Genomic DNA, 20,948 nt, shown 5'->3' with positions numbered 1-20,948 from the left:
GGGCCTTTTTGTTATTGGGTTAAATTTAGAATGGATAACTAATGTGCTGAAAGAAGCGCACAGACAAATCTTGTCGTTGTTTATTTATAGCAAGCTCTTCACATAAAGCGTGAACCGTTTTTTCTACTTGGTTCATGAAGCGCCCATACCCAATCTCATGCTTATCTTGGTTTGTCGCAACGACAACGAAATGGATGGTTTCTACTAGTTTAGTTTCATCATAAAAATATTTAATCTGACTTTCATTTGATTCAACATCAAAACTTAATTTCTGCAATTCTACATTGCCTTCATTTTTATCTATTTTACTGTTACGGATAATTGGTATTGCACCATTGGCAACCATTGCGCCATGCGTTAGTTTATTAATTTCACATGCGCGTTTAAAGCTATCAGCAAAGTAGTCATAAAACTTTTTAAAATCCTGATCGTTTACCATTGTTTGAAACTGTGTTTTGATTGCACGAGAAATTGGAATAGTAAAAGTCGTGTAAGTCATTTCAGCATAGTCACCCGGTATATTGCATTGCCTCGACTGATAACGAGGGTAGAGGCTTCTTAGCTTATAACCATAACTTTCTTTATTGCCTTTGTCTTTAGCAAACAAATCGTAAGTAAGATGCTGGTGATCGCGAAGTTTAAATTGAGGTTGATTTAGAAATAATTGCTCTTGTAAAAGGGTCAATACTTTTTGTACTTTATTGTGAAACAAAGCTGAATTCGCACGTAAGTCTTCACCGGTGGCTAAAAAAAGTAAACGTATTTTTTTACTTTTCGTGTTTGGTGTGTAATAAAGTTTATGCGCTTCGTGATAGCGAGGATTATAAAAAAACAGCATCTGCTTATCCGTTTCTAACTGGTATGACTCATCATGAAATCGTACAACCGGTAGCTTATCGTTGGCAAGTAAATGTACATTATGAAGCTCATATTCATCACAACATGCAAATAGTTGACGCGCAATGCGCTCATAGCAACAATCTATAGTGCTAAAACTACTGTAAAACGCTTCACTAGGTGTTATTTCAGCCAATAAATAGTGATTAGCGCGTGCGTTTGTTGGAATATATACGCGGTGTTGATTAAGTGTAGCCATCTTCGGATCCTTATAAAGTAGGTTATTCGATTACTATAATCGGTTTTGATGACTTAAATATTGCGTTAAAACAAATTTTATTCATAAACAATGGAACCTGTGGATTAAAGTTAATCAATATCTAAAATAAACCTTAATCTATTGCTGTATGTTAGTGTATGTTTTTGTAATAATGCATTAGTTTTGTTATTACGTAATATTAGAGGATCACACTCCTATGGCGGAAATTGAGAATCGCCCAAGTAACTTTATTAGAACCCGAATTGATGAAGACTTAGCAAGCGGGAAACATGCTACAACGCATACACGTTTTCCACCTGAACCAAATGGTTTTTTACATATTGGTCATGCAAAATCAATTTGCTTAAATTTTGGTATCGCAAAAGACTACAACGGTTTATGTAACCTACGTTTTGACGATACAAACCCTGAAAAAGAAGACATTAACTACGTAAATTCTATTAAAGAGGATGTACAGTGGTTAGGTTTTAATTGGGATGGCGATATAAAGTATTCTTCTAACTATTTTGATACTTTATATGGTTACGCAGTTGAGCTAATAAATAAAGGCTTAGCGTACGTTTGTTTTTTAACTGCAGACGAAGCGCGACAGTACCGTGGTACATTAAAAGAGCCAGGTAAAAACAGTCCATATAGAGACACGTCAGTTGAAGAAAACCTAGCGTTATTTGAAAAAATGCGTGCTGGTGAATTCAAAGAGGGTGAATGTGTTCTGCGTGCTAAAATTGATATGGCAAGCTCATTTATGGTGCTTCGCGATCCAATTATTTACCGTGTGCGTTTTGCTCACCATCATCAAACAGCTGATAAGTGGTGCATTTACCCTATGTATGACTTCACACACTGTATTTCTGATGCGCTTGAAGGTATTACACATTCGTTATGTACATTAGAGTTTCAAGATAACCGCCGTTTATACGACTGGGTACTTGATAACATCAGTTTAGAATGTCACCCGCAGCAAATTGAGTTCTCACGTTTAAATCTTGAATATACAATTATGTCTAAGCGTAAGCTTAGTGATTTAGTGGTTAATAACCATGTAGAAGGGTGGGACGACCCACGTATGCCTACAATTGCAGGTTTACGTCGTCGTGGCTATACACCAGGTTCAATTCGTGAATTTTGTTTGCGTATTGGTGTAACAAAACAAGAGAATATGGTCGAAATGGGCATGCTTGAAGCGTGTATCCGTGAAGACTTAAACGAAAATGCACCACGTGCAATGGCTGTACTCGATCCTGTTAAAATAGTTATTGAAAACTACGATGCAGACAAGGTTGAAATTTTATCTGTGGCTAATCACCCAAATAAAGAAGAAATGGGTCGTCGTGATGTACCGTTTACGCGTGAAATTTATATCGAACGTGAAGACTTCAAAGAAGAAGCAAATAACAAATTCAAACGTTTAGTACTTGATAAAGAAGTACGCTTACGTGGTGCTTATGTTATTAAAGCGCAGCGTGTTGAAAAAGACGAAAATGGCGAAATCACAACTATCTTCTGTACTTACGACAGCGAAACACTTGGTAAAAACCCAAGTGATGGACGTAAAGTAAAAGGCGTTATTCACTGGGTTTCAGCACCAGAGTCTATCACTGCAGAAGTGCGTTTATACGACCGTTTGTTTAGCGTACCAAACCCAGCAGCTGCTGATGAGTTCGAAACAACACTAAACCCAGAGTCATTGGTTGTTTTGCCAAACGCTAAATTAGAGCCATCGCTTGCTGATTCTCAAGCAGAGCAGGGCTTTCAGTTTGAGCGTACGGGTTATTTCTCTCGTGATTCTAAATCAGAGAACGTTGTATTTAACCAAACAGTGGGTCTTCGTGATTCATGGTCTAAAACACAGTAGCTACGTTTAATAATGAGCCTGTATTTATACCGGCTCACTATATACTATCGTAATTTAGACACAAAAAAACCTGCAATTAGCAGGTTTTTTATTGCTTTAAAAAGCGCTATTAGCTGTTTGCGTCGCTAAACTCTTTACACGCTGCTTTATCATTACACTCACCGTATAAATACAAAGAATGATTTGTAAGGGTAATCCCATTTTCTTCAGCAATCTCAAGTTGACGACGTTCAATCATATCATCTTCAAACTCTACCACTTTGCCACATTTCAAACATACTAAATGATCGTGGTGCGTACTTCCAGAGAGTTCAAATACTGATTTTCCACCTTCAAAGTGATGACGGCTTACAATACCTGCATCATCAAATTGGTTAAGTACGCGGTATACAGTCGCAAGACCAATTTCTTCACCTAGATCCAAAAGAATTTTGTAAACATCTTCAGCACTGATGTGTTGGTTATCTGGAGATTGTAAAATCTCTAATATTTTAATACGCGGTAAAGTTACTTTTAAACCGGCTTTTTTAAGTTCCAAGTTATGATCAGTCATTAAATCTGTCTCAATTTTATTTGGTTATACTAGACATCTTGCAAAGATGTACACGACACATTAGCAATAAACAGGATAACGTGCCTAAGCGTTAAGTGCAAAGAACAATTGATTTATATTGCTATTAAAGCTTAAATCGCTAACTGTTTGATAGTTATTTAAACAGCTCGCGATATATGTAGAAAATTAGTCAGCTAATTCACTTAAACACATTTCTTCATACACTTGAGCCGACCATGCTTTAACACGTTGCTCAGTTAGCTCTGGTTGACGGTCTTCATCGATACCCAAGCCTACAAAGTGCTTCTCATCAGCCATGCCTTTAGACGCTTCAAAGTCATAGCTTTCGCTTGGCCAATGGCCCACAATAATAGCGCCACGCTCAGTAACTATATCGTTGATCATGCCCATTGCATCTAAAAAGTACTCTGCGTAATCTTCTTGGTCTCCACAACCAAAAATAGCCACAAGCTTACCTTCGAAGTCCACTTCCTCAAGCTCAGGGAAAAAGTCGTCCCAGTCACATTGCGCTTCGCCGTAGTACCAAGTCGGAATACCGAATAAGATTAAATCAAATTCAGCTATCTCTTCTTTAGAGCTTTTTGCAATATCATGAACAGCCACTAGCTTTTTACCCAATTCTTTTTGGATCATTTTTGCTACGTGTTCTGTGTTACCTGTGTCACTTCCGAAAAAAATGCCTACACTTGCCATGGATTTAAAACCTTTTATGTATCAATAGCCAATCTTTCTTGTAAAATCGTTTCAATCAGCGCACTGCGGCTAATATTTTGTGCATCTGCCATATCACTTAATGCTTGATATAACTGTGATGAAACTTTAAATTCAACACGTTTTAAACCACGTGCTTTATCTCTTTTTATTTGATTACGTTTATTTACCTTTAACTGCATATCCCGTGAAAGGGGATTGGTTTTAGGCCTGCCTGGGCGTTTTTCGTATTCAAATAAATCGAGTGTAGTTCTATCTGTTTCTGACTTCGCCATGCTTAACCTACACCTGCGCCTTGCCAAAATACTTGAATAAGCCCTTTAGCAATAAAGCCTGAACAACCTAAAAAGAGCACGCCCCAGACAATGTATTGTCCGAACTTTGGTACATTACCACTTTTTAGTACGTCTTTAATTGCCATGCCGATGAATATGAAAATACCGGCTAAGCCAAAATACAACCCTAGGGTATCAAATTCGTTAATTAACTGACTGACCATCAACGTATAACCTTTAAATTAAACGGCGCGTACTATAGCATATAAATATTGATATATTTAGTGCGCAGAATCAAAAACACGCGATTAAAATTACTTTAAATCGCAGTTAAAAAGTCATTTATCGCTTTATTAACAGCAAGGGGCTTTTGAGCATGAAGCCAATGACCTGCTCCATGAATAATTTTAGCCTTGGTGTTTTTAAAGCGTGTTGTAATTGCAGTACGATGTTCGGGCAAAATATAGTCAGAATCGTTGCCTTTAATGAAAATAGTATCGCATAAACAAGAATTGTTTTCATTAACATTGGATGTGATTGTCGAATATTTTTCATTGAGCACATTTAAGTTAAATCGCCACGCAAAACGACCTTCTTCATTTTTAGCGAGGCTTTTAAGTAAAAATTGTCGAACTCCAAGCTCTTCGATAAAAGGCTGCATAATTGCATCAGCTTGTTTTCGATCGTCGATTGATTGTGCTGAAACTGCTTTTAATGCTTGCAGTATTTTTGTGTGGCGAGCGGGGTAACTAACAGGTGCAATATCAAGTACAACCAATTTATTTACCAGCTCAGGATGGGTAAGTGCTAATTCCATTGCCACTTTACCACCCATAGAGTGGCCAACTAAATGGGCCTTGTCTATGTTTAAACGGGCTAATAACTCAACAATATCTTGTGCCATTGCTGGGTAATTCATTTCATCGCTATGAGGTGACAGACCATGGTTACGCAAATCAACGTTTATAACATTAAAGTGTTCACTTAATGGCTTTGCAATAACATTTAAGTTTTCTAATGATCCAAAAAGCCCGTGGATCAAAATAACGTTAGGACCTTGCCCTTGTTGCTTGTAATTTAACTGCATACTAGCCTCCTGAAAATTTGGCCATAGTTTGCCGAGCATTGCTCTAAAAAGCAAAAAATACAGCGACTATTTATTCAATTGGGCTTTTGTTTGTTAAATCAACAACAATCAAGTAAATATTAATATGTTTACGGGAGTGCTTGTTGTAACTCGCATTTCTGATTGGTTTGGGTATAATCACACGGGAGAAAGAAATGTGACCCGTAATGACAGGAATAACATGAAACAAATCGACATAGACGACGAATTATATCAATATATTGCAAGCAATACGCAAAGTATTGGTGAAAGTGCATCCACTATTTTACGTCGTTTATTAAATCTGAGCGGCGAAAAAATTCTAACCGCAAACGTAGAACTAACTCAAAACAATCAAACTGCGACTACGTCCACTGCTACATTAAAAAGCTCAGACCCAACGGCTGCTGAGACTACAAAAAAACAAACACCTGTAGCTCACGCACCTGTGCAGCAAAAAAGTGATAATATTTTTAATGTACTAAATAAAGAAGAGCTGGCAATGCAAAAGGGCGTTGTTGGACGTTTTTTGTTTATTTTAAGTGCATTTTACCGTACACATAAAACTGACTTTTCGGCTGTATTAGATATAAAAGGCCGCGACCGTGTTTACTTTGCTACCAGCAAAGAAGACTTAGTTAATAGCGGCAGTAGCATGAATCCTAAAAACATAACTGATAGTGAATATTGGGTTATGACGAATTCTAATACAACGCGTAAAAAAATGATGCTTCATGAAGTGGCTCTTTGCCTTGGTTACAGTGCAGAGCAAGCTGAAAAAATTCGCGATTACCTGTAAGGAAATATAATGGCTATTCACTCAGGCGCAGGTAAAACTGCTCCACAATCGGCACTGGTTAATGTTCCAAAATTAGTATCTGCCTATTATTTAAATGAACCAGATCTTGAGCAGAACCCTGAGCATTGCGTTGCTTTTGGTACATCAGGCCACCGTGGGTGTTCTTACGATGTTAAATTTAACGAATCACACATTTTGGCGATTACTCAAGCTATTTGTGATTACAGAAAACAAAATGATATTTTTGGTCCGTTATTTTTAGGTAAAGATACGCACGCATTGAGTGAGGCTGCATTTAATTCAGCTATTGAAGTTTTAGTTGCTAACGAAGTGCAAGTGATAACGCAAGAAAACGGTGACTTTACACCAACACCTGTAATCAGTCATGCCATCGTAAGTCATAACAAGCTACACCCAAATGAGCTTGCAGACGGGATTGTAGTTACCCCGTCGCATAACCCTCCTGAAGATGGTGGCTTTAAGTACAACCCACCTAATGGCGGACCTGCTGATACCGACGTCACTAAATGGATTGAAGACAGAGCTAATCAACTTTTATTAGAAGATTTAGTTGAAGTTGAGTTATTCCCATTCGCTAAAGCATCGCGTTCAGGTTTTATCCGCTACGAAGATTTAATGACTCCTTATATTGATGATTTAGCAAATATCGTTAATTTAAAAGCAATTAGCGATGCAGGTATCAAAATTGGTATCGATCCACTTGGTGGTTCGGGTATTAATTTTTGGCCTGTTATTGCTAAAAAATATAATTTAGATTTAACCGTTGTTAATGATGTTGTTGACCCACGTTTTGCTTTTATGCCACTTGATAAAGATGGCAAAATTCGTATGGATTGTTCATCACCTTATTCAATGGCGAATCTTATTGCATTAAAAGATGATTTTGATGTGTCTATTGGTAACGACCCTGACTACGATCGCCACGGTATTGTAACGCCAGATGGTTTAATGAATCCAAACCACTTTTTAGCAGTGGCAATCGATTACTTACTTAAACACCGTGATTGGAATGAAACCGTAGAAATTGGTAAAACATTGGTTTCTAGCTCTATGATTGACAAAGTAGCTGCTCGTAACAGCCGTAAAGTTAAAGAAGTACCCGTAGGCTTTAAATGGTTTGTTGAAGGCTTAAGTAAAGGCAAACTTGCGTTTGGTGGCGAAGAAAGCGCCGGTGCGGCATTCTTACGTTTTGATGGCTCTGTATGGTGTACAGATAAAGACGGCTTCATAATGGGGCTACTCGCTGCAGAAATACTTGCTGTGACAGGTAAAACGCCATCAGCGCTTTATAAAGAATTAGAACAAGAGTTTGGTTCTCCAATTTATAAACGCCTAGATGCACCTGCTACAAGCGGTCAAAAATCACGTTTAAAAGCATTGAGTGCTTCTGATGTTAAAGCAGATACACTTGCTGGCGAGCCTATTTTGCAAAAATTGACTCATGCACCAGGTAACGATGCGGCAATTGGTGGTTTAAAAGTGGTCACTGAAAATGGCTGGTTTGCAGCGCGTCCATCGGGTACTGAAGATATTTATAAAATATACCTTGAATCATTTAAAGGTGAAGCGCATTTAGCGTTACTTGAAAAAGAAGCTAAAAAGCTTGTAGATTCAGTTATAAGCTAACTTAATCTAATAATTTTAAAACGGCTGATTTATTCAGCCGTTTTCGTTTCTATACCTTGTGTATTTATAAAAATATATGCATAAGAGTCTACTCTCACATTATTTTTAAAGGGCTTATTATATGTCAGCCAATCCATCTTACTTAAATGAATTAAAACAAACTGGCGATTTTTTAACGCTTAGTCGTGACAACGAATGGCATTTAGATGCAGGTGAGTTTGTTTTAGATAATGGGACTCGTGTAAATATACACGATACCGGTGTAATTGAGTTTCAACCTGCTGTTAAAACAAGCAAAGATGTAATTTATTCAAGCGCTGTACACGGTAACGAAACTGCGCCAATTGAAATTTGTGATACGCTCATTAAACAAATTATAAAAGGCGAGCTGATACTTAAGCAGCGTGTTTTGTTTATTTACGGTAATCCACAATCAATTAATATTGGCCTGCGTTTTGTAGAAGAAAACTTAAATAGATTATTTAATGGTCACCATACAGTTGAAGGTGTACCAATGAATAATGAGCGAAACCGCGCTGCAAAGCTTGAGCAGTACGTAAGCGATTTTTATGCCCGTGGTGAGCAAGGCAGCAGCCGAAGTCATTACGACTTACACACCGCAATTAGAGGCTCTAAAAACGAAAAATTTGCTGTGTATCCATTTTTACATGGTAAGCCATGGAAAAAGTCGCAGTTACAATTTTTATTGAGCTGTGGTGTAAATACCGTGCTTATGATGAAATCTCCTGCAACAACATTTAGCTATTATTCGTCATTTATACACGGTGCTGACTCTTTTACGGTAGAGCTGGGTCAGGTTAAACCATTTGGCCAAAATGATATGGCCCGCTTTGAAAAAACAAAGCAAACCTTAACTGCATTAATTAGTCAAAATGAAGTTAAATATCCTGAATTTAATGCAAACGATTTTGAATTGTTTGCAGTGCACCGCACAATTAATAGAACGCAGCACGATTTTAGTTTTCCTTTTTCTGACGATGCTGAGAACTTTACTGGCTTTGCGAAAGGTGAACCACTTGCAACCGACGGTGATACAGCGATTTACGCTGACGTTGAAGGAGAGGCTATTATTTTTCCAAATGCGAGCGTAGCATTAGGGCAAAGAGCACTCCTTACTGTTATTCCAATGGATATTGATAGTAATTTCATCTAATTTAACTCATCAGACCACTAGTAACTTAAAGTTAACTATATGATTACTATTAATTAAAGTAACCGTATCGTTAACTTGCCACTTATTTAGCCAGTATTTGCTTTTGTTTCGTCCCAGATTTGTTGAATAACACTTTACGTTAACGTAAAGTGTTGGCAGCTTTAATTAAAGATAGTGCAGATGTTGCAAAGTTTAACCAGCAACAATCACCCACAATAATAATTTAAAGGGGCACTGTTTTACCGACAACAAAAGAAGGTAGGTTATGAGTAATCCAAATAACGTATCGCTGAATATTAACCACGCGCTTGAATTTATTGATGGCCAAGCACTTAATATTCCAACCCTTAGTATTTTAACTGAGGACGGCGACATCCATCCTAGTGCAACCGCACCTGACATTTCAAAACATACCGCTATTAAGTTATATGAAACAATGCGTTTTATACGTTTGTTAGATGAACGTATGCAAGGCGCGCAGCGCCAAGGCCGTGTTAGTTTTTATATGCAATGCCTAGGCGAAGAAGCCGCAGTTACAGCCTCTGCTGCTGCACTTGATCAAGACGATATGATCATGGCGCAATATCGTGAACAAGCTGCATTGCATTACCGTGGTTTTACACTTGATCAATTTATGAACCAAATGTTTTCAAATGAATTGGATTTAGGCAAAGGTCGCCAAATGCCAATCCATTATGGCTCTAAAGCGCTAAACTACATGACGATTTCATCGCCATTGGGTACGCAAATACCACAAGCAACGGGTTATGCATATGGCCAAAAAATAAAGCACATCGACGCTAAAACAGGCGAGCTTGCCAGCACAATTGATAATGTGACTATTTGTTACTTTGGCGAAGGTGCTGCATCAGAAGGTGACTTTCATGCCGGTTTAAATATGGCCGCTGTTCACAGAGCGCCGGTTATATTTTTTGCACGTAATAACGGCTATGCCATATCTACCCCTGCTGATGAGCAATTTAAAGGCGATGGTATCGCCTCGCGTGGTGTTGGTTATGGTATTAAAACAATTCGTGTTGATGGCACAGATGCACTTGCTGTGTATGCAGCGACTAAAAAAGCACGTGAAATAGCCTCAACACAAGGTGAACCTGTACTTATTGAATCAATTGCTTATCGATTAGGCGCGCATTCTACGTCAGACGATCCAAGTGGTTATCGATCTAAAGATGAAGAAGCAAATAATCAAACCTGTCCTATTGATAAATTTAGAAAATGGCTGGTCAAACAAGACTGGTTAAACGAAGAAGACGATATAAAAGCAAAAGAGTCGATTCGTGAAGAAATTTTAGCAGCGCTTAAACGTGCTGAAGTTGTTGCAAAGCCCGCTTTAGAAGAACTGGTATCTGACGTTTACGATACACCAATTCCATTATTGCAACGCCAGTACGAGCAATTAAAAGAACATATAAAACAGCATCCAAATGCTTACCCAGTAACCGCAGGGAGAATTAAGTAATGGCTAAAATGAACATGCTCCACGCAATTAACTCTGCCCTCGATATTACGATGGATGAACACCCTCAAGCCTGTATTTTTGGTGAAGATGTTGGTTACTTCGGTGGTGTATTTAGAGCAACATCAGGCTTGCAAGAAAAGTACGGTAAACATCGTGTTTTTAATACGCCTTTAACCGAGCAAGGTATTTTAGGTTTTGCTAATGGTTTAGCGGCATTTGGTGCACCTGCATTGGCAGAAATTCAATTCGCTGATTATATTTTTCCAGCGTTCGATCAAATAGTAAATGAAGCTGCTAAATTTCGTTATCGCAGTGGTAATGAATTTAATGTGGGTAACTTAACTATTCGTACGCCTTATGGCGGTGGTATTGCAGGTGGCTTATATCACTCGCAATCACCCGAAGCTTATTTTGCGCATACACCGGGCTTAAAAGTGGTTGTACCGCGTAACCCTTATCAGGCTAAAGGTTTATTACGTGCTGCAATTAAAGATGATAACCCGGTCATATTTTTTGAGCCTAAGCGTTTATATCGTGCATCAACAGGCGAAGTACCTGAAGAAGATTACAGTATTGAACTAGGCACGGCTGAAGTAGTACAAGAGGGTACCGATATTACGCTTTTAGCGTGGGGTGCTCAAATGGAGATTATTGAAGCGGCTGCACAGCAAGCAAGCGAGCAAGGTATAAGCTGTGAAGTAATAGATCTTCGTAGTATTTTACCATGGGATGTTGAAACGATTGCTAAATCGGTTATTAAAACCGGCCGTTTAATCGTGAGTCATGAAGCGCCCATAACTAATGGCTTTGGTGCCGAGATAGCAGCAACAATACAACAAGCGTGTTTCTTGCATTTAGAGTCGCCAATTTTACGTGTATGTGGCCTAGATACACCATACCCGTTGGCACTTGAAAAAGAATACGTACCGGACGCACTAAAAGTGTTGGCTGCAATTAAACAATCAATGGATTTTTAGGGGTTACCATGGCTAAAGATTTTATATTACCCGATATTGGTGAAGGCATTGTTGAATGCGAAGTTGTTGAGTGGCTAGTTCAAGAAGGCGATACCGTATCTGAGGATCAGCCAATTTGTGATGTGATGACAGACAAAGCATTAGTACAAATTCCGGCAGTGCATGATGGCATTATTTCAAAGCTATATTATCAAAAAGGTGAAATTGCTAAAGTACATGCACCTTTATTTGCTATGGATGTAAGTGGTGATAGTACGAGTAATGAAGTAGTAGAAGAGCCAGTTCAAGCTGAAAATCAAACTAATAACAATGTATCTGATGTAGTTGAGGACTTTATACTCCCAGATATTGGTGAAGGTATTGTTGAGTGTGAGATTGTTGATTGGTTAGTCGCAGAAGGCGATGAAATAGAAGAAGACCAAGCTGTTTGTGACGTAATGACCGACAAAGCATTAGTACAAATTCCGGCAAAATATACAGGCACAGTGCAAAAGCTATATTACCAAAAAGGTGAAATAGCAAAAGTACATAGCCCGTTGTTTCAAATGACAATTGCAGGCAGTGCAGTAAAGCCAAATGTTGATATAAACCAAGCGGTCGTAAAGGCTCAAACTAATGCTGTCGCTGAAAAAGTTGCCACTGTTAAAACGCAGCAAGCTGTAAAAGTTATCAATCAAAAAGCGGTGGCGTCGCCTGCGGTTCGCCGTAAAGCACGTGAACTTGATGTTGATTTAACGTGCGTTCCAGGTAGTGGTAAAAATGGTCGAATTTACAAGCAAGATATTGAAGAGTTTGTAAAAGGCGAAGTGCCAAATACTATTGATACTTCACCGCTTAATAGCGATGCTTCTCAAAGTGCAGTGCAAAACCAAACACAGAATCAAAGCGGTGGCGTACGAGTAGAGCAAATTAAAGGCATTAAAGCGGCCATGGCCAAGCAAATGGTGGCTTCGGTTTCAACTATTCCGCACTTTACGTTTAGTGATGAAATAGACTTAACACAGCTTATAGCTTTGCGCAGCTCCTTAAAAGAGCAGTACAAAGCACAAGGCGTAAAGCTCACCATGATGCCATTTTTTGTAAAAGCACTCTCGCTAGCAATGAAAGAGTACCCTGTACTGAATTCAAAAGTGAATGATGATTGCTCAGAGCTTACCTATTATAGCGATCATAATATTGGTATAGCGGTTGATTCAAAAATTGGCTTGTTAGTGCCTAATATTAAATCGTGTCAGAGTAAAAGCATTGTAGATGTGGCAAATGATTTAACTCGCTTAACTCATTCAGCGCGAGAAGGGCGTGTTGCACCGGATGATTTAAAAGGTGGGACGATTAGCATCTCTAATATTGGTGCAATTGGCGGCACTATCGCAACCCCTATCATTAATAAACCAGAAGTGGCTATTGTTGCGCTTGGTAAACTACAGCATCTACCACGTTTTGACGAAAGTGGGCAAGTTGTGAGTAAAGCTATTATGCAAGTGAGTTGGTCTGGCGATCATCGCGTTATTGATGGCGGGACTATTGCTCGTTTTAATAACCTATGGAAATCGTACTTAGAAAATCCATCGGTAATGATGATGGCTATGAGTTAATAATATAATTGTTTAAAACTGATAAAAAACCAGCAATTTGCTGGTTTTTTGTTTTAAAATAAATTGCTTTATATTAAGATTTATTTGTTGAACAAGTTTAATCAACACTCAATGGATTGTGGTTTGATATAAGGATGTTTGAAATAATATTGACTTTTACTTAGTCAATTTATAAACCCCCTCATACTATCTTAATTTGAACTCTGCAATTTTGTTTTAATGTAGGTACGAATATCAAATCCACTTATAAAAAATAATAAGGATTACAATGAAAGATCTTTTCTTTTTCGATTCAATGATAACCCCTAAAATAATCACTTTTATCTACTGGCTAATTTTATTTGCTTCATTAGTTTCAGGGATTACTGCTATGTTTACAAGTTATGGTGGTGGCTTTATTACTGGTATTGGCATTATTGTTTTCGGAGCAATTGGTGCAAGAGTTTGGTGTGAGTTTGTGATTGTGTTATTCAAAATAAATAGTAATTTACAAAAAATAGCTGATAAAGAAAATTAATTAAAACCAAGCTCAGCAATTGCTGAGCTTTTTTGTATATGGCAATTTTAACTTAAAAAATAAATGCCATAGCCAACGGCCAAAGCAGGGATAGATGTATAAAGCGTAGCTATCACTGCTGCTCTAGGAGCCATTGCTATTGCTGGAAATAACGCATCACCATCGTTAGAAATCGCGTTTCCTGCTAAAGCACTAAAGGGAATAATGCCTTGAATATACAATGTAGTGACAATTATTTGCGGGCCACAGCCAGGTAAAAACCCAATAACAACTGCAATAAGCGGTGCTAAATAGGCGTAATGTACAAACCACGTTTTTAAGTTCAGTCCTGCAATATTGACTAAAATTTCAAATAACATAAAAGAGGCTACTACCCATGCAGTTACAAAGTGTGTGTCTTGTAATACTTTAATTATTTTAGAAGGAGGATTACAGGTATCATCTTCTGAGGTCACTTCTTTATAACTTTCACCCTTTGACGAAAATGCCCAAATACTGACAACAAAGAGTGACATTGCGGCACCAAAAATACTGATCACAGTATCTATATTTGTGCCAAATTTTGTGAAGTCGACATTAAATGCAATTAAGAAAGCAATCATTAAGCTAGGTACAATTGTTATCATCCACACAGGTTTACTAATTTTAATAATATTAGTGGGTAAAATTTTAATTTGATGTTTTTGTTCTTGCGCTGTTGGGCGTAAAAAATCTTTACTATGCATTGCATTAACAAGCAATCCACTTACTATACCGACAGTTAATCCTATTCCCATAATGATTAAACCTTCAGTAGGGCGTGTGGCAAGTAGCAAAAAAGCAGCATCGCCCATCGTTGCTGTTAGCACAGCAACAATAGAGCCAAAGCTCGCTTGACCTTTAGTAAACTGCGTAACAACTATAATAGCGCCACCACAGCCAGGTAATGCACCTAAAACAGCAGCAAAACTAATTTCTAAAATAGGCGACTTAGCACTTAAATAACTCAGCTCTAGTTGAGGTAAATGCTCTATAGCGTAGTAATAAATCAAAAGGGTAGCAGCAACAAACACACTCACTTGAAAAAAAGCATCGCTTAATGCAGTCACAGTAATTTCACGTAAGGTAGGTAATGCTAAGCAAACCAATATAAATAAAGGTAGCAATAAACGTTTGTTTTGGCCTATAAACTGTCTTGACGCGGGAGTTATTAAACCAAAGTGAGAGAGTAGAATCATACAATGCGACCTAATAAATTATCTAAGTCACACTGTATATTTTAATTAAACGATAATCAATATCATTTGCATTAATTAAGTCGAATGCTTGTTTGAATTTCCGATTAAAATAAAACAATGTGCGTATCCATTTATGTGTCAATATCACCTACTTGTGGGTTATAACCACAATAGGCTACCTAACCTAAAAATAAAAAACACATCGCTGTAAATTTAACCTTTGATGGTAAACACGACTTATATTATTTACGTTGAAATTCTGAATTTGTATTCCACGTCGGCCATTGCTCTTGCTCAGAAATATCAAAACCTACTTTATAAAACAATTGTAAGTCTTGAACAGCACCCGATAAATCCCATTCATCTCTATAACGATCACATGGTTGATGATAACAACCGCGAAGTACTAAACTCATGCGTTTACGGTAATTAGCTGTCTCTTCGTCAGCTGCGACTGTGCCGCCACCTGCGTACATGGCTGGAATCCCCATATTAGCAAATGCAAAGTGATCAGAGCGGTAATAGCCACCAGATGATGGTTTAGGATCGCCTGATATTGTTCTGCCTTGCTCTTTAGCTGCAGTTGCTAAAAACTCATCCATTTGTGACTTGCCAATACCAACCACATTCATGTCTTTTACTTTGCCTAATAAATTTAAGCTATCCATGTTTATGTTAGCGACTGTTTTATTAGCTGCAATCACTGGGTTAGCTGCATAGTATTTAGAACCTAGTAAGCCTTGCTCTTCAGCAGTTACTGCTAAAAATGTCATTGAGCGGCTAGGGTGCTTAGGTAATTTAGTAAAGGCTTCAGCTACTTCAATTAGCCCAGCTGTACCCGTTGCGTTGTCATGAGCACCGTTATAAATTTGATCGCCTTTACGTGTTTTGTCTGTACCTAAGTGATCCCAGTGAGCTGAGTAAATAACATGCTCATCTGGTTGCTCGCTTCCTGGTAACGTGGCAATAAAGTTATACGACACTGATTTTTTAATCGTATTTTTAACATTAACAGAAGCAGTTAAATCGCCCATATCAACATGGTAAGCACCTTTAGCAGCATTTGTTTTAACGGTATCAAAATCTAAACCTGCTTTAGTGAAAAGCTCTTTTGCTACGTCAGTTGTAACCCAGCCTTCAACAGCTACACGATCCATATTGTTGTTTTCTTTTTGAAAACCAAACTGCTCACCGCTCCACGAGTTTTCAACTACTGACCATGGGTATGACGCAGGTGCTGTTTCGTGAATAATAATTGCGCCAGCTGCACCTTGTCGACTTGCTTCTTCATATTTGTATGTCCAACGACCGTAATAAGTCATTGCGTCGCCAGTAAATAAAGCAGGGTCTTTTGTTGCAAAGCCCGGATCGTTAACCAGCATTACAACCGTTTTGCCCTTAACGTCTAACCCTTCGTAGTCATTCCAATTGTACTCAGGTGCATTAACGCCGTAGCCCACAAATACGAGTTCAGAATTTTCTATGCCTTCTTGTGCGCTAATGCGGCTGCTACCCATAACCATGTCTTTTTTATATTGATAGTCTTTACCACCAATACTAAGGACCATATTCGAATCAGCTTCTAAAGAAACCAATGGCACTTCTTGTAAGTAACTGTCGCCATTACCGGGTTCTAAGCCTAAAGCTTTAAACTGCGCAGTTAAATAATCAAGCGTTAGCTTTTCGCCAGGTGATGAAGGAGCACGGCCACCAAACTCATCCGATGCGAGTACTTTTACATGTTTAGCCAATTCATCAGCTTGAATACTGTTATAACCATTTGTTACATCAGTAGGGGTAATACTTGTTGTTGCGCAACCTGCTAAAACAGCCGTAGCGAGGAGTGTGAGAGAGAAATAATGTTTCATGTCAGCTCTTTTTTTGTTTTAAGTTGTGATTAGTATATTAACTTCTATTAAGCAGAACCAGTTTTTGCGGTAAACTTCTCGTAAATTATAGGCATAAATTGTTAAAGGTTTAAATGAAGCGTTTTACTCCCCCCGAGCAGTGGCAAATCAGTAGTTTAGAAACAGGTGCATTTGCGCATTTACGTGAGCTATTTAAAGTTAACGAACTAGCAGATTGGCCGGCGCCGCAGTGGTTTTCTCCATTTTTAACCGCTATTAATGAGAATAATATTCCTATTACTTTTGAAGATGATGCAAAGGTAGACTTTGGCGAGCGGTATTACGAGCAAGTAATTTTTGAAACGGGTGTTGTACCTACACGCAGTGAAAACTGGCATGACTTATTTGGTGGGTTTATATGGTGTTTATTTCCTAAAACCAAAGCGTTAATAAACCATAGGCATGTGCAAGATATAGCTGAGCATGGACTGCAACAGCGTACCAAGCATCGTAATGCACTAACGCTTTTTGATGAATGTGGCGTTGTATTAGCTATAAGTGAGAGTAAATGGCAGCAGTGGCTTTGCGATCACCAATGGAAAACTGCATTCGTTGAACACAGACATGAGTGGGGTAAAACAATAAAACCTTTTATGTTTGGTCATGCTAATTATGAAATGCTAACAAAGCCTTATATAGGTTTAACGGGTAAAGCGTTATTTGTTTGTGTACCTAATGAAATATTTTGTAAAGATTTAGTAACTCAATACCAGTACCTTGACCAAGCCCTTTATGAGATGATTAATACAGATAACTGCTTAGCCGATAACAAAAAGCTTTCACCACTGCCTTTATTAGGTGTGCCTGGCTGGCATGACGAAAACAAAGACGACTCTTTTTACAACAATACAGATTATTTTAGAGCGAAACGAAGGATGCGAACATGATAGAAGTTGCTGGGCTTAAAAAGAAATTTAAGCTAACTAAAGATCACAAAAAAAATAAAATAGATGACATCGATCCTCGTGAAGATAAAGACTACTTTCACTCAGTACGAGACGTTAATTTTAGTTGCGCTAAAGGTGAGGTACTTGGATTGCTCGGCCCAAATGGTGCGGGTAAAACGACGACACTTAGAATGATTTCAACCGCGTTAAAGCCCGATGAAGGCTCAATAACGATTGCCGGAAACGATATTGTAAAAAAACCGCTATTGGGACGTAAGTCTATTGGTTTTTTATCAGGCTCTACAGGGTTGTATGGCCGCTTAACTGTAAAAGAAAATATAGAGTATTTTGCAAAGCTTCATGGCATGAACAAAAGCGATATAGCAACGCGTTGTGATGAGCTATTTACATTGCTTGATATGCACAAATTTGTAGATAAACGGGCAGAAAACCTTTCAACAGGTATGAAGCAAAAAGCAAATATAGCGCGTGCAGTTGTTCATCGCCCAGCAGTTGTGGTACTTGATGAGCCAACAACGGGCCTTGATATAATGACAACACAAACAGTTATTAAATTTATCAAAGGTTTAAAGGCGCAGGGGACACCTGTTATTTTCTCAACCCATCATCTAGATGAAGTAGCCCTTTTATGTGACCGTGTCGCTGTAATTAACGAAGGTATTAGCTGTTTTGACGGGACAGTAGAAGAGTTTAAACAAGCAGGCAATAGTGATGAGCTTAACCAAGCGTTTATGAATATATTAACGGAGAAACATGATGTTTGAGGTATTTAAAAAGGAATTAAGAGAGTTATTACGCGATAAAAAAACGCTATTATTTGTAGTCGCGCTCCCTGTTGCTATATTTCCGTTATTGTTTGCCGTAATGGCATTTATAAGCTCGCAAGCTGCAATGGACGCTGAGCAAAAAGTAAATACTTACGCGATTATCAACGGTGAATACGCACAAGAATTTACTGACAAAGTGTTTTATCACAAAAGTTTTGAGCTTTATAAAGGGGATAAAACCTTTAACAATATTGATGAGCTTAAAGCAGGCGTAATCGCTGGCGATATTGATATGGGTATTTATTTACCAAGTCATGCTGTGCAAACATTGGACGATGGAAAACAAAGCCAGTGGCAGGTTGTTTTTAACGATTCAAAATCTATCAACTTTTTATTCGAACGCGTTAAAGAACTCGCAAAAGAATACAGTGACGTGCTCCAAACTCAAAAGCTAATCAGTTTTGGTATTGAAGAGTCTGTTCAAAAATCTATTCTTAATCCGATTGAAGTCATAAAAGTGGATACAGCCGATAAACGTGAAAACCTTGGCGAAAAAATTGGCGGGTTTTTACCTTATTTACTTATTCCATTAGTATTGATGGGGGCAACTTATCCCGCTATTGATTTAGGCGCTGGCGAAAAAGAACGCGGCACGCTAGAAACACTCCTACTTACACCTATTACGCGTACAGAGCTGGTGCTAGGTAAATTTATAACCTTGTTAACTACATCCATTGCCTCCACAACCATAACGGTCTTAAGTATGGGCTGCTGGATAGCACTGGCGCTCGCATTTGCCGATCTTGATTTTATTAAAGCGGCATTTAGTACATTAGCAGTTACCGACTTACTGATGATATTTTTACTATTATTACCGGTTGCAGCTATATTTTCGGCCTTAGCTCTGGCTATATCTATCTATGCTCGCACGTTTAAAGAAGCGCAAAACTATATGGCACCACTTAGTATGGGCGTATTTTTCCCGATTATTATTTCAATAATGCCAAATATGGAACTCACTGCTAAAACAGCATTTATTCCAGTTACAAACGTGGCTTTAGCGATTAAAGAAATAGTAAAAGGGACTGTTGATTACACATTCATAGGCTTAATATTTTTAGCCACTGCAATCATTGCTGCAGGGCTACTGGCCTTTTGCGTTAAGTGGTTTAATCGCGAAGATGTACTTTTTAGATGATATAAAGTTATCCTGGCTTTGGTAATTTATTACCAAAGCCAGTAATCGTATATTTAGGTTTTATAGCAGCGTTTAGCTGCTATTTTTATATGTTGATTTTAATTATGGAAATCATCAATAATACCAATACCCTTAATTACGTGATCTATTTTTAAGTAAGAAAATAGTGTTGATAACAAAGCAAAAACTTCTTTATTTAATTGTTATCACTAATTGCTCTACCTCCTGCATCCATGCAGTCGCATAACAGAAATTTTAACGCAGTTAAAGTCAGATTTAATCCCTGAAGTTGATCAAGTATTATTGCGGATTGGTATAAAAAATCTTTTAAACAGCTGTTTATGAATGTTGCTCTCATGGTCATTAGTTCCCAATGTTCAGATCTGTTCAGAACGTATTAACGTACTCTATGCTTATAATTACCTCGGTGTTTATTAATTTAAGTTAGGCGTGTTGAACTTTTGTGGGTGAAATCTCAAAAATAGACCTGTTTTTTAGTCAGGGCAAGAGCATGAAAAAAGTCTATGCGTTCAGTACCGTTTCAAGGTAGGCTGTACTGCGCATAGCTTTTTTCTGTTTTGCGGGCATGCCTTTACTAAAACTTTTTTCTGCTTTTAGCTGATTAAATGCGATGTGTCTCAGCCCCGCAAATACAGGTGCTGCACCTTCGCGCCTAATTCGACACTCATCTTCTTTAAATCCTACATCTAAACGCCAATGTAATCCATTTTCTATTTGCCAATGTTGTCGTGCTCCTCTCGCGAGTTCTTCCGCTGAACTAATATAGTATCTATAGCATAACTCATTGCTTAATTTACCTTTTTCTTTTCTATAAGAAACAATAACACCCACTGTTTACACACCTTCCCAGTGTATCGTTTCTGATAAACCGCTCACGTTATGGCTCACTGCACAGCACCAAAATTCTTCTCTATTTTTTGATAATCGGCTTCGTTAAACAAGAGCCCATCAGATGCTTGTCGTGCTACCTCAGGTAATAACACATCTTCTATTTGTGACAGTAGCCTTTTATGGTTTGCTTTTACAGCAAGTAAGTAATCGGCTTCTTTACCAACTATTTTTTTGCAATTGATTTTTGACATCCCATAGCGTCAATCGTTACTA

At 38.1% G+C, this 20,948-nt stretch carries 21 protein-coding genes; 11 read left to right on the top strand and 10 right to left on the bottom strand.

Annotated elements, in window-relative coordinates:
- Positions 1 to 25: 25 nt before the first annotated feature.
- On the bottom strand, positions 26 to 1,096 hold the full coding sequence (locus DC53_RS19015; protein WP_033028373.1) for a DUF3083 family protein: 1,071 nt from the start codon (positions 1,094 to 1,096) through the stop codon (positions 26 to 28).
- A 217-nt stretch (positions 1,097 to 1,313) separates the two neighbouring features.
- Here DC53_RS19015 and glnS point away from each other — a divergent pair, with 217 nt between their 5' ends.
- A complete protein-coding gene (glnS, locus tag DC53_RS19020; RefSeq protein WP_033028372.1) occupies positions 1,314 to 2,972 on the top strand; it encodes a glutamine--tRNA ligase in 1,659 nt (552 codons plus the stop codon).
- Between the two features lie 109 nt (positions 2,973 to 3,081).
- Here the strand turns inward: glnS and fur are convergent, their stop codons facing one another.
- The 5 genes from fur to DC53_RS19045 form a co-directional block, all read right to left on the bottom strand.
- Positions 3,082 to 3,525 (bottom strand): ferric iron uptake transcriptional regulator, encoded by a 444-nt coding sequence (gene fur / locus DC53_RS19025; protein ID WP_002962922.1) that lies wholly within the window; start codon positions 3,523 to 3,525, stop codon positions 3,082 to 3,084.
- Between the two features lie 186 nt (positions 3,526 to 3,711).
- A complete protein-coding gene (gene fldA, locus DC53_RS19030; protein WP_033028371.1) occupies positions 3,712 to 4,239 on the bottom strand; it encodes a flavodoxin FldA in 528 nt (175 codons plus the stop codon).
- A gap of 14 nt (positions 4,240 to 4,253) precedes the next feature.
- Positions 4,254 to 4,532 carry a LexA regulated protein gene (ybfE, locus tag DC53_RS19035; protein ID WP_002962928.1) on the bottom strand — a complete coding sequence of 93 codons (279 nt, stop codon included), beginning with the start codon at positions 4,530 to 4,532 and terminating at the stop codon, positions 4,254 to 4,256.
- A 2-nt stretch (positions 4,533 to 4,534) separates the two neighbouring features.
- A complete protein-coding gene (locus tag DC53_RS19040; RefSeq protein WP_002962930.1) occupies positions 4,535 to 4,756 on the bottom strand; it encodes a DUF2788 domain-containing protein in 222 nt (73 codons plus the stop codon).
- Between the two features lie 95 nt (positions 4,757 to 4,851).
- Positions 4,852 to 5,619, bottom strand: coding sequence for an alpha/beta fold hydrolase (locus DC53_RS19045; protein ID WP_007375758.1), 768 nt, complete (start codon positions 5,617 to 5,619; stop codon positions 4,852 to 4,854).
- A 220-nt stretch (positions 5,620 to 5,839) separates the two neighbouring features.
- Here DC53_RS19045 and seqA point away from each other — a divergent pair, with 220 nt between their 5' ends.
- From seqA to DC53_RS19080, 7 genes are all read left to right on the top strand, one after another.
- Positions 5,840 to 6,436 (top strand): replication initiation negative regulator SeqA, encoded by a 597-nt coding sequence (seqA, locus tag DC53_RS19050; RefSeq protein WP_007375759.1) that lies wholly within the window; start codon positions 5,840 to 5,842, stop codon positions 6,434 to 6,436.
- Positions 6,437 to 6,445: 9 nt separating this feature from the next.
- Positions 6,446 to 8,083 (top strand): phosphoglucomutase (alpha-D-glucose-1,6-bisphosphate-dependent), encoded by a 1,638-nt coding sequence (gene pgm / locus DC53_RS19055; protein ID WP_007375760.1) that lies wholly within the window; start codon positions 6,446 to 6,448, stop codon positions 8,081 to 8,083.
- 121 nt (positions 8,084 to 8,204) lie between these two features.
- Positions 8,205 to 9,257 (top strand): succinylglutamate desuccinylase, encoded by a 1,053-nt coding sequence (gene astE, locus DC53_RS19060; RefSeq protein ID WP_033028370.1) that lies wholly within the window; start codon positions 8,205 to 8,207, stop codon positions 9,255 to 9,257.
- Positions 9,258 to 9,522: 265 nt separating this feature from the next.
- Complete coding sequence (locus DC53_RS19065) at positions 9,523 to 10,737, top strand: thiamine pyrophosphate-dependent dehydrogenase E1 component subunit alpha (RefSeq protein ID WP_033028369.1); 1,215 nt, start codon at positions 9,523 to 9,525, stop codon at positions 10,735 to 10,737.
- A complete protein-coding gene (locus tag DC53_RS19070) occupies positions 10,737 to 11,714 on the top strand; it encodes an alpha-ketoacid dehydrogenase subunit beta (protein WP_033028368.1) in 978 nt (325 codons plus the stop codon). The genes DC53_RS19065 and DC53_RS19070 overlap by 1 nt, the downstream gene beginning before the upstream one ends.
- Positions 11,715 to 11,722: 8 nt before the next feature.
- A complete protein-coding gene (locus DC53_RS19075; RefSeq protein WP_033028367.1) occupies positions 11,723 to 13,309 on the top strand; it encodes a dihydrolipoyllysine-residue acetyltransferase in 1,587 nt (528 codons plus the stop codon).
- A gap of 268 nt (positions 13,310 to 13,577) precedes the next feature.
- Complete coding sequence (locus DC53_RS19080; RefSeq protein WP_024596863.1) at positions 13,578 to 13,826, top strand: DUF4282 domain-containing protein; 249 nt, start codon at positions 13,578 to 13,580, stop codon at positions 13,824 to 13,826.
- A 47-nt stretch (positions 13,827 to 13,873) separates the two neighbouring features.
- Here DC53_RS19080 and DC53_RS19085 read toward each other — a convergent pair whose 3' ends face one another.
- Positions 13,874 to 15,043 (bottom strand): putative manganese transporter, encoded by a 1,170-nt coding sequence (locus tag DC53_RS19085; RefSeq protein WP_033028366.1) that lies wholly within the window; start codon positions 15,041 to 15,043, stop codon positions 13,874 to 13,876.
- 242 nt (positions 15,044 to 15,285) lie between these two features.
- Complete coding sequence (locus tag DC53_RS19090; RefSeq protein ID WP_033028365.1) at positions 15,286 to 16,911, bottom strand: M28 family metallopeptidase; 1,626 nt, start codon at positions 16,909 to 16,911, stop codon at positions 15,286 to 15,288.
- 113 nt (positions 16,912 to 17,024) lie between these two features.
- Between DC53_RS19090 and DC53_RS19095 the strand changes: the two genes are divergently transcribed.
- From DC53_RS19095 to DC53_RS19105, 3 genes are read left to right on the top strand one after another with little or no spacing between them, the layout of a single operon-like run.
- Positions 17,025 to 17,837, top strand: a complete 813-nt coding sequence (locus DC53_RS19095; RefSeq protein WP_033028364.1) for a DUF3025 domain-containing protein — start codon at positions 17,025 to 17,027, stop codon at positions 17,835 to 17,837.
- On the top strand, positions 17,834 to 18,622 hold the full coding sequence (locus DC53_RS19100; RefSeq protein ID WP_033028363.1) for an ABC transporter ATP-binding protein: 789 nt from the start codon (positions 17,834 to 17,836) through the stop codon (positions 18,620 to 18,622). The genes DC53_RS19095 and DC53_RS19100 overlap by 4 nt, the downstream gene beginning before the upstream one ends.
- Positions 18,615 to 19,823 (top strand): ABC transporter permease, encoded by a 1,209-nt coding sequence (locus tag DC53_RS19105; protein WP_007375771.1) that lies wholly within the window; start codon positions 18,615 to 18,617, stop codon positions 19,821 to 19,823. The genes DC53_RS19100 and DC53_RS19105 overlap by 8 nt, the downstream gene beginning before the upstream one ends.
- A 522-nt stretch (positions 19,824 to 20,345) precedes the next feature.
- On the opposite strand, the gene DC53_RS21330 is transcribed toward DC53_RS19105, so the two are convergent.
- Both DC53_RS21330 and DC53_RS21325 read right to left on the bottom strand, forming a co-directional pair.
- A complete protein-coding gene (locus tag DC53_RS21330; RefSeq protein ID WP_050484112.1) occupies positions 20,346 to 20,675 on the bottom strand; it encodes an ISAs1 family transposase in 330 nt (109 codons plus the stop codon).
- A gap of 53 nt (positions 20,676 to 20,728) precedes the next feature.
- The gene (locus DC53_RS21325; RefSeq protein ID WP_050484111.1) at positions 20,729 to 20,926 is read right to left on the bottom strand and encodes a hypothetical protein; all 198 of its coding nucleotides are present in this window, start codon (positions 20,924 to 20,926) and stop codon (positions 20,729 to 20,731) included.
- Positions 20,927 to 20,948 lie beyond the last annotated feature (22 nt).

The sequence above is a fragment of the Pseudoalteromonas fuliginea genome (assembly GCF_000690055.1).
Lineage (GTDB): Bacteria > Pseudomonadota > Gammaproteobacteria > Enterobacterales > Alteromonadaceae > Pseudoalteromonas > Pseudoalteromonas fuliginea.
This window is presented reverse-complemented; position numbering and strand designations above follow the sequence as displayed.